The organism is Jiella endophytica (genome assembly GCF_004519335.1).
Taxonomy (GTDB): Bacteria; Pseudomonadota; Alphaproteobacteria; order Rhizobiales; family Rhizobiaceae; genus Jiella; species Jiella endophytica.
This window is the reverse complement of record NZ_SOZD01000001.1, coordinates 526,659-542,385: the sequence shown is the minus strand read 5'-3', so window position 1 is coordinate 542,385 and position 15,727 is coordinate 526,659. Positions and strand designations below refer to the sequence as shown.

Sequence of the window (15,727 nt, the reverse complement as noted above, 5' to 3'; positions counted from 1 at the left end):
CAGCTGGGAATTTGTCCACAAGGCAGACGATTTGCCGCGCGATCCCCGAGGTCGCGCGGAAGCGCCCGGCCTTCCGGGTTTTCCCTCCTCCGGACCGGTATTGCCTTCCCGTTGGGCATGTCGGATCGTTGAGCAGCCCCCCTCTGGACTCGCCGCATCGAATGAGCGCAACTGGACGTCTGGGTTGCACGTGCGGGTGCGCCATCCTCAACGACGGGGCAGACAGATGGGCTTTTCGTTCAAGACCTTCACCGGCGCGCTGGCGCTGACGACCTTCATTGCCATGGGTGCGGCCGAGGCCAAGGAAATGGTGATGTACAACGGCGGCGACGTGACGTCGCTCGATCCGCAGAAGATGTCCGGCGACTGGGAGGACCGCGTCGCCGGCGACATCTATGAGGGGCTGTTCACCGAGGACGCCGACTCCAAGCCGGTGCCGGGCGTCGCCGAGAGCCACACGACGTCGGAAGACGGGCTGACCTGGACCTTCAAGCTGCGCGACGACGCCAAATGGTCCGACGGCGAGCCGGTGACGGCGGAAGACTTCGTCTTCTCCTTCAAGCGGCTGATGGATCCCAAGACCGCCGCGGAATACGCCTATCTCCAGTATCCGATCAAGAATGCCGAGAAGATCAACAAGGGCGAGATCAAGGATCTCGACCAGCTCGGCGTCAAGGCCGTCGACGACAAGACCCTCGAGATCACGCTGGAACATCCGGTTCCCTACTATCCGAGCCTTCTCACCCACTACACCGCCTATCCGCTGCCGAAGCACCTGATCGACAAGGTCGGCGACGCCTGGGTGCAGATCGGCAACATCGTCACCGATGGCCCCTACAAGCCGGTCGAGTGGGTGCCGGGAAGCCACGTGCTGACCGCCAAGAACGACCAGTGGTACGACACCGGCAGCCTAGACATCGACGGCGTGCGGTTCCTGTCGATGGAAGACGTCTCGGCCGGCTTTCGCCGCTACCAGGCCGGCGAGATCGACCTGATGACCGACTATCCGAAGGACCAGTTCAAGTTCATCGAGGAGAACCTCAAGGGCCAGGGCCACTTCGCTCCCTTCGCCGGGCTCTACTACTACGTGATGAACTCCACCAAGCCGCCCTTCGACGACGTCAAGGTGCGCCAGGCGCTGTCGATGGCGGTCAACCGCGAGGTCATCGGCCCGAAGGTGCTCGGCTCGGGCGAGCCCGCCGCCTATGGCTGGGTGCCTCCCGGCATGAACAACTATCCCGAGGAAGGCGCCCGGGTGGCCTGGGCGAGCGAGCCCTACAAGCAGCGGGTCGAGGAGGCGAAGAAGCTGCTCGAGGAAGCCGGCTACGGCCCCGACAAGCCGCTCGACATCACGCTTTCCTACAACACCAACGACAACCACAAGCGCGTCGCCGTGGCGATCGCCGCGATGTGGAAGCCGCTCGGCATCAACGTCAAGCTGGTCAATGCCGAGGTCAAGGTGCACTACGCCAATCTGCGCCAGGGCGCCTTCGAGATCGCCCGCGCCGGCTGGCTCGCCGACTTCAACGATCCGGTGAACTTTCTCGATCTCTTGAAGTCCGGCATCGAGATGAATTACGGCCAGTGGTCGAACCAGGAATACAATTCCCTGCTCGATCAGGCCGCCAAGGAATCCGATCTCGAAAAGCGCGCCGAAATGCTGGAGAAGGCCGAAAAGATCGCCCTCGACGACAGCGCCGCCCTGCCGATCTATTTCTACCTCTCGGAGAACATCGTGTCGCCGAAGATCAAGGGCTTCAAGGACAACGTCTTCGACAAGCACCGCACGCGCTATCTGTCGATGAGCGAATAGGCAGGGTGGGAGAGGCCCGGCGCGGCCGCACCCGCAGAGCGTAGACACGTCCGCACCGGGGCCGGCGAGCGAGCCCCGGGCGTCCTAAAAGAAACGATCCCTGACATGCTGAGCTTCGTCCTGAAGCGTCTGGCCTCGACGATCCCGGTCCTTCTGATCGCGATCACCGCCTGCTTCTTCATCCTGCGGCTGGCGCCCGGCGGGCCGTTCGACCAGGAGCGGGCGCTGCCGCCGGAGGTGCTGGCCAATCTGCGCGCCTACTATCATCTCGACGATCCGCTGATCGTCCAGTATCTGCGCTATCTCGGCCGGCTCGCAGAGCTCGATCTCGGCCCGTCCTTCGTCACCAAGGACTTCACCGTCGCAAGGCAGATCGGCATCGGCCTGCCCTATACGCTGATCCTCGGCGGCTCGGCCTTCCTGCTCGCCATCTTCGGCGGCGTCGTCGCCGGCATCTATGGCGCGCTCTACCACAACCGCGCCGGCGACTGGGCGATCGCCGCCGTCGCGATGACCGGCCTCGTCGTGCCGAACTTCCTCGTCGCGCCAATCCTGCAGCTGGTCTTCGGCGTCCGGCTTGCCTGGCTGCCGGTCGGCGGCTGGGGCGACGGCTCCCTCCGCTTCCTCCTGTTGCCGGTGACGGTGCTGGCTCTGCCGCACATCGCCCGCATTTCCCGGCTGATGCGCGGCTCGCTGATCGAGACGATGAACTCGAACTTCATCAAGACCGCGACGGCCAAGGGCATCGGCCGGCGCCGGGTGGTGCTGAAACACGCGCTGCGCCCGGCTCTGACGCCGGTCGTCTCCTATCTCGGCCCGGCGGCGGGCTATCTCCTCACCGGGTCGATCGTCGTCGAGCAGATCTTCGGCATCCCCGGCATCGGCCGCTATTTCGTCAATGCGGCGCTCAACCGCGACTACGGCATGGTGCTCGGCACGGTGATCTTCTACATGGGGCTGATCGTGCTTCTGAACCTCCTCGTCGATCTCGCCTATGCCTGGCTCGATCCGAAGGTGCGGCAGCGATGACCCTTTACGCCGGCAAGCGGGAAGCGCTGGAAGACGCCTTTCTCGACCGCGACGACGAGATGCCGCGGGGCAAGCCGCGCTCGGTCACCCGCGACGCGCTGCGGCGGCTGCGGGCGAACAAGGCGGCGATGACGGCGATCGTCGTCTTCGCGATCATCGTGATCGCCGCGCTGATCGGCCCCTATCTCGTCCCCTACGACTACGAGACGCCGGACTGGGAGGCCTTCACGGCGCCGCCCTCGATCGAGAGCGGCCACTATTTCGGCACCGACCAGAACGGCCGCGACCTCCTCGCCCGCACGCTCTACGGCACCCGCGTCTCGCTGCTCGTCGCCGTCATCGCCACCACCGTCTCGGTTGTCGTCGGCGTCCTCTACGGTGCGGTGTCGGGCTTTGCCGGCGGGCGGATCGACTCGGCGATGATGCGCTTCGTCGATGTCATGTACGCCCTGCCCTACATCCTCTTCGTCATTCTCCTGATGGTGATGTTCGGCCGCGACGTCTTCCTGCTCTTTGCGGCGATCGGCCTCCTCGAATGGCTGACCATGGCGCGCATCGTCCGCGGCCAGACGCTTTCACTGAAGGAGCGCGAATTCGTCGAGGCGGCGCGGGCGGCCGGCGTCTCCTCCTTCCCGATCATCCTGCGCCACATCGTTCCGAACCTCCTCGGCCCGGTGGTCATCTACGCCTCGCTGACGGTGCCGGAGATCGTCATCACCGAGAGCTTCCTGTCCTATCTCGGCTTCGGTGTTCAGGAGCCGCTGACATCCCTCGGCACGCTGATCTCGGAAGGCACCGACGCGCTCGGTGCGGCCGACTGGCTGCTGCTGTTTCCCGGCGGCGTGCTGGTGACGATGCTGTTGTCGCTCGCCTTCATCGGCGACGGCCTGCGCGACGCCTTCGACCCGAAGGACCGGTGATGCATTTTCGGGGTTCCGCGACCAAGCGCGGTATTGCCGCTTCGTCATCCAGGCCCCCGAGCCGGGATCCACTCCAAACCGCTGACGCCGCCGGCTACCCCGACGCCGATCCGCACTCGTCCGACGATTTGGACTGGATCCCGGGTCAAGCCCGGGATGACGATCTGGAGGGCTGTCTGCGGCCTTTCCGGAAGCCACACGCCACGACCACCGTCAACGTCGACGCTTCGGCAGCGAGGCACCGCATCCCCGCTTCGTCATCCCGGCCCCTGAGCCGGGATCCACTCCAAACCGCTGACGCCGCCGGCTACCCCGACGCCGATCCGCACTCGTTAGACGATTTGGACTGGATCCCGGGTCAAGCCCGGGATGACGAAGGTGGAGAGGCTCGGTGCCGAGGTCTGAGACGTGGCGGGACAAGGGTCTGTCTCTCCGCCATGGCATGGGAGAGCGAAAACCATGGCCGGGCACGTCTACATCATGACGAACAAGAAACACGGAACGCTCTACACGGGCGTGACCAGCGACTTGTCGCAGCGTGTCTACGAACACAAGACTCACGCCTTTCCGAATGGCTTCTCGGCGAAGTTCAGTTGCACGCGCCTCGTCTGGTACGAGGAGCATTACGACATCCGCGACGCCATCATCCGGGAAAAGTCGATCAAGCGCTGGCGTCGCGAATGGAAGATCGAGTTGATCGAAACGATGAATCCTGAGTGGAACGAACTTTACCGAGGCATGGGATGGTGACACCCGACACAAGCCCCCTCCTCGCACTGTCCGACTACACGATCCGTTTTGCGACGCCGGACGGGACGGTAAAGGCGGTGAGCGGCCTCGACCTCACGGTGGCGCGCGGCGAGACGGTCGCCGTCGTCGGCGAATCGGGCTCCGGCAAGAGCCAGACCTTCAACGGCGTCTTCGGCCTTCTCGCCGGCAATGCCGAGACCGGCGGCCAGGCACTGTTCGAGGGCCGCGACCTCCTCACCCTGAAGCCGTCGCAGCTCGACGCGGTGCGCGGCGACGACATGGCGATGGTCTTCCAGGACCCGATGACCGCCCTCAACCCGGCGATGAAGATCAAGCACCAGCTCTCCGAGACGCTGACCGTCCACAAGGGGCTGAAGCGCCGCGCGGCAGAGGCCGAGGCACTGAACATGCTGAAGAAGGTCGGCATTCCGGAGGCCGAGCGGCGGATCGAGCAGTATCCGCACGAGCTCTCCGGCGGCATGCGCCAGCGCATCGTCATCGCCATGGCGCTGCTCTGCCGGCCGAAGCTGATCGTCGCCGACGAGCCGACGACGGCTCTCGACGTGACCATCCAGGCGCAAATCCTCGATCTCTTCCGCGATCTCACCGCCGATGCCGGCACGGCGCTCGTGCTGATCACCCACGACCTCGGCGTCGTCGCCGGCATCGCCGACAAGGTCGTGGTGATGTATGCCGGGCGGATCGTCGAAGAGGCGCCGGTCGACGCACTCTTCGCCAAGCCGGCGATGCCCTACACGGCAGCGCTCATCCGCTCGATCCCGCGGGTCGACCGCGATGCCGAAGCGGTGGAGCCGATCGGCGGCCGCCCGCCGGACCTCGTCAATCCGCCCGCCGGCTGCCCGTTCCATCCGCGCTGCCATTTCGCCGAGGACAAGTGCCGGCAGGAGCGGCCGCTGCTCGAAGCGGTCGGGCCGGGCCGCAGGGCCGCCTGCTGGTTCCCCTATGTCGATGCGGGCGTCACGCACCATCAAACGGAGCCGGCCAGTGCCTGAAACACTGCTTTCGGTCGAAAACCTCTCCACCGTCTTTGCGCTGCGCGGCCGGTCGCTGTTCTCGAAATCCGTCGAACTGAAGGCCGTCAGCGACGTCTCCTTCAACCTCGACGAAGGCGAGACGCTCGGCATCGTCGGGGAATCCGGCTGCGGCAAGTCGACCCTCGGACGCTCGATCCTGAGGCTGATCGAGCCGACCGGCGGACGCATCGTCTGGCAGGGCCGCAATCTTGCGGAGCTCTCCAACGGCGAAATGCGCAAGGCGCGGCGGGACCTGTCGATCATCTTCCAGGACCCGGTCGCCTCGCTCGACCCGCGGATGAATGTCGGCCAGATCATCGCCGAGCCGCTGAAGGTCGCCGAGCCGTCGCTCGGCCGCAGGGACCGGCGGCGGCGGGTCGAGACGGTGATGGAGGAGGTCGGCCTCGCACCGGAGATGATCAACCGCTACCCGCACGAATTTTCCGGCGGCCAGGCGCAGCGCATCGGCATCGCCCGGGCGATCGTGACCGAGCCGAAGCTGATCGTCTGCGACGAGCCGGTCTCGGCACTCGACGTCTCGATCCAGGCGCAGATCGTCAATCTTCTGAAGGCGCTGAAGGAGCGGATGGGGCTGACGCTGATCTTCATCAGCCACGACCTTTCCGTCGTGCGGCTGGTGTCGGACCGCATCCTCGTCCTCTATCTCGGCCGCATCGTCGAGATCGGCCCGCGCCGCGAGGTGTTCCAGAATCCCGGCCACCCCTACACCAAGGCGCTGCTCTCGGCGGCGCCGATCCCCGACCCGGCGATTGCCCGCTCGCGCGAGAAGACGGCGCTGAAGGGCGACCCGCCCTCGCCGATCAACCCGCCCTCCGGCTGCGCCTTCCGCACCCGCTGCCCGATCGCCCGCGACGTGTGCGCCGAAGAACTGCCGCCGCTCGCCGAGGTCGGCGCGGCGCATCGCGCGGCATGCCTGTTCTCGCAGGAGGTGCGAAGCGAGCCGGCGCTGCAGGGCTGACCGGCCTGCTTCAGGGCTGTACGGAGATCTCGCGCAGCGTGTGCCGCGCGATCACATGCTCCTCGTCGGTTGGCACGACGAGCACCTCGACTCGGCTGCCGGCAGCGGTGATCTTCGATGCGCCATCTTCGTTCGCATGGCTGTCGACGGCGACGCCGAGCCAGGCGAGCCGCGCGGCGATGTCGGCCCGGATTTTCGCCGAATGCTCGCCGATGCCGCCGGTGAAGACGAGAGCGTCGATCCCTTCCAGCCCATGGGCCATGGCGGCGGTTTCGCGCGCGGCGCGGAAGGCGAAGAGGTCGAGAGCCTCCCCGGCGCGCGGATCGCCGCTTTCCGAGAGCGCGCGGACATCCCCCGAGATGCCGGAGACGCCCAGCAGTCCCGACTGATGGTAGAGAAGGTCCTCCAGCCCGGCGACGTCGATGCCACCGGCACGCTGGAGATAGAGGAGGACGCCCGGATCGATGGCGCCGGAGCGGGTGCCCATCACCAGGCCGTCGAGGGCGGAAAAGCCCATCGTCGTGTCGACGCTCCTGCCGCCGCGCATGGCGCAGAGGCTGGCACCGTTGCCGAGATGGGCAACGACGGTCCTGCCCGCGGCAAGCTCCGGCGCGGTCTTTGCCAGTCTGCCGGCGACGAACTCATAGGACAGGCCGTGGAAGCCGTATTTCCTGATGCCCTGGTTTTCGAAGCAGCGCGGAATGGCATAGCGGCTGACCGGCGGCCGCAGGTGGTGGTGAAAGGCTGTGTCGAAGCAGGCGACCTGGGGCAGATCCGGCCTGATCGCCAGCATCTCGCGGATCGGCTCGAGCCCTCGCGGCTGGTGCAGCGGGGCGAGCGGGATCAGCTTGTCGAGCGCCTCGAGCACGTTTGCGTCGACCCGCACCGGCGCGCTGAAGTCCGGCCCGCCATGGACGACGCGGTGGCCGATCGCCGCGACCTCGCGGCCTTCCAGCGTCTCGTCGATCACCGTAAACAGCGTGCCGAAGAGATGCTCCAGCCGTCGGGCATCCTCGCGGGCGTCGCCAAGCTGCAGGGGACGCTCCTCGCCGCCGATCGTCAGCGAGGGCTGCTTGCCGGTGTCGTCGAGGCTACCCCTTGCGAGGCACCGCAACTCATCTGCCTCCGACGGCTCGAACAGCGCGAACTTGACGCTCGACGATCCGGCATTGAGGGCGAGGATGACAGAGGTCATCGCGCGCTCTGCTGCGGCTTTTCGGGGAACATCTCAGTCTCCGGCGCGCGCCGCCGACCCATAGGGCCAGCTCCAGTTGCGGATCTCCGGCAGATCCTCGCCATGCTCGCAGATATAGGTCCGATGTTCGGCAAGGCGCCGGCGCAGCTCGGCCACCGCCGCCTCGCCCGCCTCTCCCTGATCCGGCAGGCGGTTTATCGCCTCCAGCGCCAGGTGAAAGCGGTCGAGCTCGTTCATCACCACCATGTCGAAGGGTGTCGTCGTGGTCCCCTCCTCCTGATAGCCGCGGACATGGATGTTGCGATGGTTGGTCCGCTTGTAGGTCAGCCGGTGGATCAGCATCGGATAGCCGTGATAGGCGAAGACCACCGGCTTGTCGGTGGTGAAGAGCGCATCGAACCGGTCGTCGGCAAGGCCGTGGGGATGGTGCTCCGGCGCCTGCAGCGTCATCAGGTCGACGACGTTGACGAGCCGGGTCTTCACCTCAGGCAGCAGCTCGCGCAGGAGGCCAGCCGCAGCGACGGCCTCGAGCGTCGGCACGTCGCCCGCGCAGGCGAGGACGACGTCGGGCTCCTCGCCGTGACCGGCCGTTCCCGCCCAGTCCCAGATGCCGGCGCCGGCCTCGCAATGGGCCTTGGCATCCTCCATCGCCAGCCATTGCGGCGAGGGCTGCTTGCCGGCGACGATGACGTTGATGCGGTCGTAGGTCGCCAGGCAATGGTCGGCGACGCACAGCAGGGAATTGGCGTCGGGCGGGAAATAGATCCGCACGACGTCGGCCTTCTTGTTGGCGACATGGTCGACGAAGCCCGGATCCTGGTGGCTGAAGCCGTTGTGGTCCTGGCGCCAGACATGCGAGGTGAGAAGGTAGTTCAGCGACGAGACCGGCGCCCGCCATTTCAGCTGCCGCGTCACCTTCAGCCACTTGGCGTGCTGGTTGAACATCGAATCGACGATGTGGATGAAGGCCTCGTAGCAGGAAAAGAAGCCGTGGCGGCCGGTCAGGAGATAGCCTTCCAGCCAGCCCTGGCAGAGATGCTCGCTGAGGATCTCCATCACTCGCCCGTCCCGCGCGAGCGAAACGTCATAGGGCTCGATCTCTTCCATCCACGCCCGTCCGGTGGTGCCGAACACCGCGTCGAGACGGTTCGAGGCGGTCTCGTCCGGCCCGAAAAGGCGAACATCGACGGCGTGGGCCTCGATCGCGGGCTGTTGCAATTCCTGGCGCAGGCGCCCGCCATTGGCATGGGGGACGGCGCCCATGCGCCGCTCGCCCCTGGGCGCCAGGGCGGCGAGTTCGGGAACGAGGCGGCCGTCCGCGTCGAACAGGTCTTGCGGGCGATAGCTGCGCATCCAGTCTTCCAGGATGCGGCGATGGCTCTCGTCGCCGCGGGCATTGGAGACCGGCACCTGATGGGCGCGCCAGAAGCCCTCGACCTTCTTGCCGTCGACCTCCTTCGGCCCGGTCCAGCCCTTCGGGCTGCGCAGGATGATCATCGGCCAGCGCGGCCGGCCTGCCGCCCTTCCGGCACGGTGCTCGGCCCTGATCGCCGCGATCTCGTCGAAGGCCTCGTCGAGGGCATGAGCCATCCTGCGGTGCATCCGGGCGGGATCCTCACCCTCGACGAGGATCGGCGCATAGCCGTAGCCGGAAAAGAGGTCCGTCAGCTCCTCGTCGGAGATTCGCGCGAGGACCGTCGGATTGGCGATCTTGTAGCCGTTGAGATGGAGGATCGGCAGGACGGCGCCGTCGCGGACGGGATTGAGGAACTTGTTGGAGTGCCAGGAGGCGGCGAGCGGGCCGGTCTCCGCCTCGCCATCGCCGACGACGCAGGCGACGATGAGATCGGGATTGTCGAAGGCGGCGCCGAAGGCATGGACGAGGGCGTAGCCGAGCTCGCCGCCCTCGTGGATCGAGCCCGGCGTCTCGGGCGCTGCGTGGCTCGGTATGCCGCCCGGAAAGGAGAACTGCCGGAACAGCTTCTTCATGCCCTCGGCATCGTCGGAGATCTCCGGATAGATCTCGCTGTAGGTGCCTTCGAGCCAGGTGTTCGCCACCATGCCGGGGCCGCCGTGGCCGGGGCCGCAGACATAGAGCACCTCTGCGTCACGGGCGTTGATGATCCGGTTGAGATGGGCATAGACGAAGTTCAGCCCCGGCGTCGTGCCCCAGTGGCCGAGGAGCCGCGGCTTGACGTGTTCGGCCTTCAGCGGCTCGCGCAGGAGAGGATTGCCGAGAAGGTAGATCTGCCCGACGGAGAGATAGTTGGCAGCCCGCCAGTAGCGGTCGATCAGCGCCAGCTCCTCGTCCGAAACCTCGCTCCTTGCGGGATCGATCAGGTCGCTCATGGTCGCTTGCTCCTTGCCTCTCGCAGCAGGCTGCGGTCGGGCTCCCGGGGGCGATGCCGGCGGTAGCGCGAGAAGGCCGCGCCCGGAGATCGCCGATCCGCCCCGTCGCGGATCTTCGGCGGCATCTGGCCAGCTCTTCGCAGCCACCGCATTGACCGACGTCAAAGCACCCTTCGCGTGACCGCAGGATGACGGACGGGCGAAGGGCGCTGCCTCCGCTCGGCTGCTACGTGTCGGAGCTGGCGCCGCTTGCCTCGGCGTCAGCGCCTCCGACGATCGCCCGCGCCCGCGCCGCGACCGCCTCGGGCGTGCCGGTTCCCGGCACCGGCATCCAGGCGATGTCGCCATGGTCTTGCGCGAGCTGGCGGCGCACGACATCGGGCGTCGCATCGGAAGGATCGCCGGTCCGCGCGCCGACGCGGCGCAGGAGCTCGCCTGCCGGAACGTCGAGCCAGAGCCCGACGAACGGAACCTTCGCCTCTTGCGCCACCGCTGCGATGCGGTCGCGGTCCACCCGTCGCTCAAAGGTCGCGTCGGCAACGACCGCGTGGCCGAGGCCGAGAACGGCGGCGCTCGCGGCGCACAGCGTCTCGTAGACCGTCGCCGTCACCTCGGGCCGATAGGCGGTTGCCGGCAGGCGGGTTTCGGGGGCGACGCCAAAGAGCCGCTTGCGCAGCCTGTCGCTGGAGATCGTCCGGGCGCCCGGCGCCGGGCCGATGCCGGAGGCGACGGCGCGGGCGACCGTCGACTTGCCCGAGCCGGAGAGGCCGCCGACGGCGACGAGGACGCTTCGCCGTTCTTCGAGGAGCTCGCCGGCGAGGTCGAAATAGCGGCGGGCCTCGGCACGCTCGGTCGAGGCGCCGTCACCGCTCGCCGCCGCCGTCGCGCCGACATGCGCCCTGACGGCGGCGCGCACCGCCATGAAGAAAGGCAGTGCCGGCAGGCCCGCCTCGTCGCCGGTGAGGTCGAGATAGCGGTTCATCACCAGATTGGCGTGATCGAAGAGGCGCCGATGCCAGAGATCCATCAGGAGGAAGGCGAGATCGTAGAAGACGTCGGTGGTGCCGAGTTCCTCGTTGAATTCCAGGCAGTCGAAGAGCACCGGCCTGCCCTCGATCAGGCAGATGTTGCGAAGATGCAAGTCGCCGTGGCCGCGCCGCACCTTCCCGTCCTCCGCCCGCTGATCGAGCAGCGGCGCGAGCCGCGACAGCGCGGCGCGGAAGCGGCGGTTGAAGTCGCTCACCTCGTCGGCCGGAAAGACGTCGGTGGTGGCGAGCGCCGCCTCGTTGACGTCGAGGACGCCGGCCATGCGGGCCGCCCCGCCGGTGCGGGCGACAGGCGCAAGGCTTTGGTGAAAATCGGCGATGGCGGCCCCGAGCGGCCCCATCAGTGCGATGTCGAGCGTGCCGGCCTCGGCCTGACGGTCGAGCAGCGAGGCGTCGTCGAAGCGGTGCATCTCGACATGCGCATCGACGAGTTCGCCGTCGCCGTCGAGGGCAAACGCGCCATCGGCTTCGCGGGTGATGCGGTGGACGCCGCGATAGAGTTCCGGCGCCGTGCGCCGGTTGAGATCGACCTCACTCCTGCACGCGGCGAGCCGCAGCTCAGGCGTCGAGAAATCCGCATAGGGAAGCCTGACCGGCCGCTTCAGCTTCAGCGCCGTGTCGCCGCCGATCAGAAGCAGCGAGATATGCGTCGTCACCGTCGCGACGGCTTGGGGATCGACGCCCTTAAAGCCCTGCTCCCTCAGGAAGCGGACGACGGCCTCATCCGGCATGTCGCTCATGGCGGACCTCCCGGCAAGGATGTCAGCGAAAGGCCATCGACGCGGCCCGCCCCGGCGTGGCAGCGCGACCCTGGCCTGGTCACTGGCCGAAGGCGGGCGTCATCGTCTGAGGAACTGGAGCGGGCGATGGGGATCGAACCCACGACATCAAGCTTGGGAAGCTTGCGTTCTACCACTGAACTACACCCGCAACGGCGAGGACATTGCCGCCGCGCCGCCGGACCGTCAAGCCGAAATCGGCGGCGGCCCGAACGGTTTCGTCAGGCGGCCGCCTTCAGCCCGGCGGCCTCCCTGGCAAGCTCGGTGATGCCCGCCCAGTCGCCGGCGGCGACCTTGTCCTTCGGCGCGAGCCAAGAGCCGCCAACGCAAAGAACGTTCAGCAAGCTCAGGTAATCCTTGACGTTCTTCATCGAGACGCCGCCGGTCGGGCAGAATTTCAAGGCCGGCATCACGGGCGCGATGGACTTCAGAAGCGCCGCCCCGCCGATCTGCTCGGCCGGGAAGAACTTCAGCACCTCGTAGCCCTCCTGCAGCATCGCCATCATCTCGCTCGGCGTCGCCGACCCCGGCAGGAGCGGCACGTCGCTGCCGCGCGCCGCGTCGAGAACCTCGACGGTCGCCCCGGGCGAGACGATGAATTTCGATCCGGCCTTTTCGGCCTCGGTGAACTGTTTCGGCGTCAGGATGGTGCCGGCACCGCAGACCATGTCCGGGACTTCGCCGACGATCGCCCTGATCGCCTCGATGGCGGCGGGCGTGCGCAGCGTGACCTCGATGCAGCGGATGCCGCCGGCGACGAGCGCGCGGGCGAGCGAGACGCCCTCGCCGGCGCTCTCGACGGCGACGACCGGCACCACCGGCTGCGCCGTCAGGATCTGGAGAAGGCGTTTGGAATCCTGGCTCATGGCGATGACGCGCTCCAATGACATCAGAGCGCCCTGCGCCCGAATGGACGCGCAAAGGACGCTCTTCCTCTTTGATTCACCGCATCGTGCGGTCCGGAAATCGATTCCGATTTTCGGATCGATGCTGTATTCGCGCGAAGGCTTAGACCATCGCGCGTCATGGTGAAAAGCGTGTCGATCGAAAAAAGCGTCGGGCGAATTGGCCGGAGCGCGACGGGCCGGCCATCCGGACCCTGCCCGGAGGCGGCGGCTCAGCGGCCACCGTTGAAGGTGCGATAGAAGATGTGGCGGCCGATCTTGTCGACCTTCTCCATCGCCCGTGCCCAGCGCGGGCGAACGTAGTTGGCGTGATAATGCGTCGCCGAACCGACCTCGGCGATCCAGACCTCGCCGGTGGTCGCCTCCTTGGCGATCTCTTCGGCCTTGGCATAGGCGCCGGCGTCGCGGATGCGGTCCTTGTGGCCGTCGCAGGCGAAGGAGAACTGGCAGCGGTTGCGCCAGTTCTTGTTCTGATAGACGACGCCGCAGATCGAGTTCGGATAGGCCGGATTGCGCACGCGGTTGAGGATCACCTGGGCGACGGCCGCCTGGCCCTCTTCGCTCTCGCCGCGGGCCTCGAAATAGATGCCGTTGGCAAGGCAGGTCTGCTCGGATTCGCTGTAGGCTTCCTTCGGCAGCGGCGTCGCGGCCCAGGCGTGGTCGTCGCCGTCGACCGGCGGGATGAAGGCTTCCGGCTGGTCCTTGAGGACGCGCTCGAACATCGACGAGGCCCGGCCGGCAGTGCCGCCATCGGCCGGCGCATAGCCGAGGGCGCCGGTGTCATCGCCGGGACGCAGCGAGGCGAGCATGACCTTGTCGGCCGCCTTGCCGTCGTTCTTCTTGTCGAATTTCGGCGGGCCCATCAGCTGGAAGCTGGTCGCCAGCGCCACGGCGTCGCGGGTCGTCGGATTGACCCGGCCGAAGGCGGTGCGGATGCGCGCCTCGGCACCGGTGACGCGCGGACCGAGGAGGCCCCGGCCATCGAAGACGGAACCGGCCGCAAGGCCGAAGCGGGAAAGATCGCCGACCGGGCCGGCGACGCGGCCGGACTTGCCGGAGCGCCGGATGTGCGGCTCGTCGCCCTCTGCAACCAGCGCCATGCGCCGGGCATGGGCCTCGGCGGCCTTGCGCTCGGCGAGCATGCGGGCGCCCTCGTCCGCCGAATAGGCGAGATCGGCGGCCGACATCTGGCCGAAGCGGCCGGCCACCAGAAAGGCATGCGCCCGTCCGGCGCTATCGGCGCCGGCGACGAGTTTGGTGATGTCCTGATGATCGATCCGGGTGGCGCTCATCCCCACGAGCAACATCCCCGAACCCACGATCGCCGTGACACGCCCTGCCATTCGATAGCCACGTCGCCACGCACGGCTTTCCGCCGCCGGCCCCTCAGCCCCCATCAAGCCCCCGCTTGCCTGTTACAGATTTCCCACAGATGCTGCTAAAACATCCCCCATTAACCTTGTCTAATGGTTAACGAAATTTGGTCTTTTCAAGACGAACGTTTCTTTTTCAATGCGTAAGGGTTGCGAGGCTTGCGCAAAGCTAGCCTGATCGGAACGCCGGCGAAACCGAACTGGTCGCGCAAGCCATTGACGAGATAGCGCGTGTAGCTCGCGCCGAGCGCTTCCGGCCGGGCGGTCGAGACGACGAAGCTCGGCGGCCGCGTCTTGATCTGCGTCATATACTTGACGTTAACGCGTCGTCCAGCGACCGCCGGCGGCGGATGCTTGGCGACCGCGCGTTCCAGCCACTGATTCAGCCGCGCCGTGCTGACCCGCCGGTTCCAGATCTCGTGCGTTTCGGTCACCGCCTTCATCAGCCGGTCGATCCCCTCGCCGGTCTCGCCGGAGACCGTCACCGCCTTTATCCCGCGCAATTGCGGCAAAAGCCGTCCGGTCTTCTCGCGCAGATCGGCGAGCAGCGCCTGGCGATCCTCGACGAGATCCCATTTGTTGAAGGCAATCACAGGCGCCCGGCCTTCGCGCTCGATGAGGTCGACGATCGAGAGATCCTGCCGCTCGAAGGGGATCGTCACGTCGAAGACGATGACCACCACCTCGGCGAAACGGATGGCGCGCAGGCCGTCGGCGACGGAGAGCTTTTCCAGCTTTTCCTGGATCCGCGCCTTGCGGCGCATGCCGGCAGTGTCGAAGACCTTGATCTTCCGGCCGCGCCATTCCCATTCGACGGAGATCGAATCGCGGGTGATGCCCGCCTCGGGGCCGGTCAGCAGCCGATCCTCGCCGAGGAAGCGGTTGATCAGCGTCGACTTGCCGGCATTCGGCCGACCGACGATGGCGAGCCGCAAAGGCTTCGTCGCGTCGTAGGGCTCGATCGCCTCGTCCTCGTCGCCGGGCTCTTCATCCGCGGCGTCTTCGGTGAGCGGCTCTTCCTCGGCGGCTTTCGCCGGCTTTGCCGGGCGGAAGGCGGCGCGGCCGAGCGCCTCGACCATGGCGTCGCGCAGGTCGCCCATGCCTTCGCCATGTTCGGCCGAGATCGCCACCGGCTCGCCGAGACCGACGGAATAGGCATCGAGGAGGCCGGCCTGCGAGCCGCGGGCCTCGGCCTTGTTGGCGACGAGGATCACCTTGCGGGCCGAGCGGCGCAGCAGCTCGGCGAAATCCTGGTCCTGCGGCGTCAGACCGGCCTTCACGTCGATCATGAACAGGCAGAGATCGGCGGCGGCGATCGCCGCCTCGGTCTGCGCCCGCATACGGCCCTCGAGGGTCTCGGCGCCGGCATCCTCGAGTCCGGCGGTGTCGACGATCCCGAATTCGAGATCCATCAGCCGCGCCTCGCCCATGCGCCGGTCGCGGGTGACGCCCGGCCGATCGTCGACGAGGGCGAGACGCCGCCCGACGAGGCGGTTGAACAGCGTCGACTTCCCGACATTCGGCCGACCGATGATGGCGATGGTGACCATGTCGG

12 protein-coding genes and 1 tRNA gene are annotated in these 15,727 nt (G+C 67.1%); 6 read left to right on the top strand and 7 right to left on the bottom strand.

Going from position 1 to position 15,727, the window contains the following annotated elements:
* Nucleotides 1–226: 226 nt before the first annotated feature.
* The 6 genes from E3C22_RS02545 (at nucleotide 227) to E3C22_RS02520 (ending at nucleotide 6,525) form a co-directional block, all read left to right on the top strand.
* Nucleotides 227–1,813, top strand: coding sequence for a peptide ABC transporter substrate-binding protein (locus E3C22_RS02545; protein WP_134759885.1), 1,587 nt, complete (start codon nucleotides 227–229; stop codon nucleotides 1,811–1,813).
* A gap of 105 nt (nucleotides 1,814–1,918) precedes the next feature.
* Nucleotides 1,919–2,842, top strand: coding sequence for an ABC transporter permease subunit (locus E3C22_RS02540; protein WP_134759883.1), 924 nt, complete (start codon nucleotides 1,919–1,921; stop codon nucleotides 2,840–2,842).
* Nucleotides 2,839–3,762 carry an ABC transporter permease gene (locus E3C22_RS02535; RefSeq protein WP_134759881.1) on the top strand — a complete coding sequence of 308 codons (924 nt, stop codon included), beginning with the start codon at nucleotides 2,839–2,841 and terminating at the stop codon, nucleotides 3,760–3,762. The genes E3C22_RS02540 and E3C22_RS02535 overlap by 4 nt, the downstream gene beginning before the upstream one ends.
* 459 nt (nucleotides 3,763–4,221) lie before the next feature.
* Nucleotides 4,222–4,512, top strand: coding sequence for a GIY-YIG nuclease family protein (locus tag E3C22_RS02530; RefSeq protein WP_134759879.1), 291 nt, complete (start codon nucleotides 4,222–4,224; stop codon nucleotides 4,510–4,512).
* On the top strand, nucleotides 4,506–5,525 hold the full coding sequence (locus tag E3C22_RS02525) for an ABC transporter ATP-binding protein (protein ID WP_134759877.1): 1,020 nt from the start codon (nucleotides 4,506–4,508) through the stop codon (nucleotides 5,523–5,525). The genes E3C22_RS02530 and E3C22_RS02525 overlap by 7 nt, the downstream gene beginning before the upstream one ends.
* Nucleotides 5,482–6,525 carry an ABC transporter ATP-binding protein gene (locus E3C22_RS02520; protein ID WP_134759875.1) on the top strand — a complete coding sequence of 348 codons (1,044 nt, stop codon included), beginning with the start codon at nucleotides 5,482–5,484 and terminating at the stop codon, nucleotides 6,523–6,525. The genes E3C22_RS02525 and E3C22_RS02520 overlap by 44 nt, the downstream gene beginning before the upstream one ends.
* A 10-nt stretch (nucleotides 6,526–6,535) precedes the next feature.
* Here E3C22_RS02520 and E3C22_RS02515 read toward each other — a convergent pair whose 3' ends face one another.
* The 7 genes from E3C22_RS02515 to der form a co-directional block, all read right to left on the bottom strand.
* A complete protein-coding gene (locus tag E3C22_RS02515) occupies nucleotides 6,536–7,720 on the bottom strand; it encodes an acetate/propionate family kinase (protein ID WP_134759873.1) in 1,185 nt (394 codons plus the stop codon).
* Between the two features lie 33 nt (nucleotides 7,721–7,753).
* Nucleotides 7,754–10,069 carry a phosphoketolase family protein gene (locus E3C22_RS02510; RefSeq protein WP_134759871.1) on the bottom strand — a complete coding sequence of 772 codons (2,316 nt, stop codon included), beginning with the start codon at nucleotides 10,067–10,069 and terminating at the stop codon, nucleotides 7,754–7,756.
* A 226-nt stretch (nucleotides 10,070–10,295) separates the two neighbouring features.
* Nucleotides 10,296–11,855, bottom strand: coding sequence for a bifunctional aminoglycoside phosphotransferase/ATP-binding protein (locus E3C22_RS02505; protein WP_245514721.1), 1,560 nt, complete (start codon nucleotides 11,853–11,855; stop codon nucleotides 10,296–10,298).
* A gap of 115 nt (nucleotides 11,856–11,970) precedes the next feature.
* Nucleotides 11,971–12,045, bottom strand: a tRNA-Gly gene (locus E3C22_RS02500).
* Between the two features lie 70 nt (nucleotides 12,046–12,115).
* Nucleotides 12,116–12,760 carry a bifunctional 4-hydroxy-2-oxoglutarate aldolase/2-dehydro-3-deoxy-phosphogluconate aldolase gene (gene eda / locus E3C22_RS02495; RefSeq protein ID WP_134759869.1) on the bottom strand — a complete coding sequence of 215 codons (645 nt, stop codon included), beginning with the start codon at nucleotides 12,758–12,760 and terminating at the stop codon, nucleotides 12,116–12,118.
* Nucleotides 12,761–13,011: 251 nt separating this feature from the next.
* Nucleotides 13,012–14,091 (bottom strand): cell wall hydrolase, encoded by a 1,080-nt coding sequence (locus tag E3C22_RS24630; RefSeq protein ID WP_245514719.1) that lies wholly within the window; start codon nucleotides 14,089–14,091, stop codon nucleotides 13,012–13,014.
* 197 nt (nucleotides 14,092–14,288) lie between these two features.
* Nucleotides 14,289–15,722: a ribosome biogenesis GTPase Der gene (gene der / locus E3C22_RS02485; RefSeq protein ID WP_134759867.1), complete on the bottom strand. Its 1,434-nt coding sequence runs from the start codon at nucleotides 15,720–15,722 to the stop codon at nucleotides 14,289–14,291.
* Nucleotides 15,723–15,727: the final 5 nt, after the last annotated feature.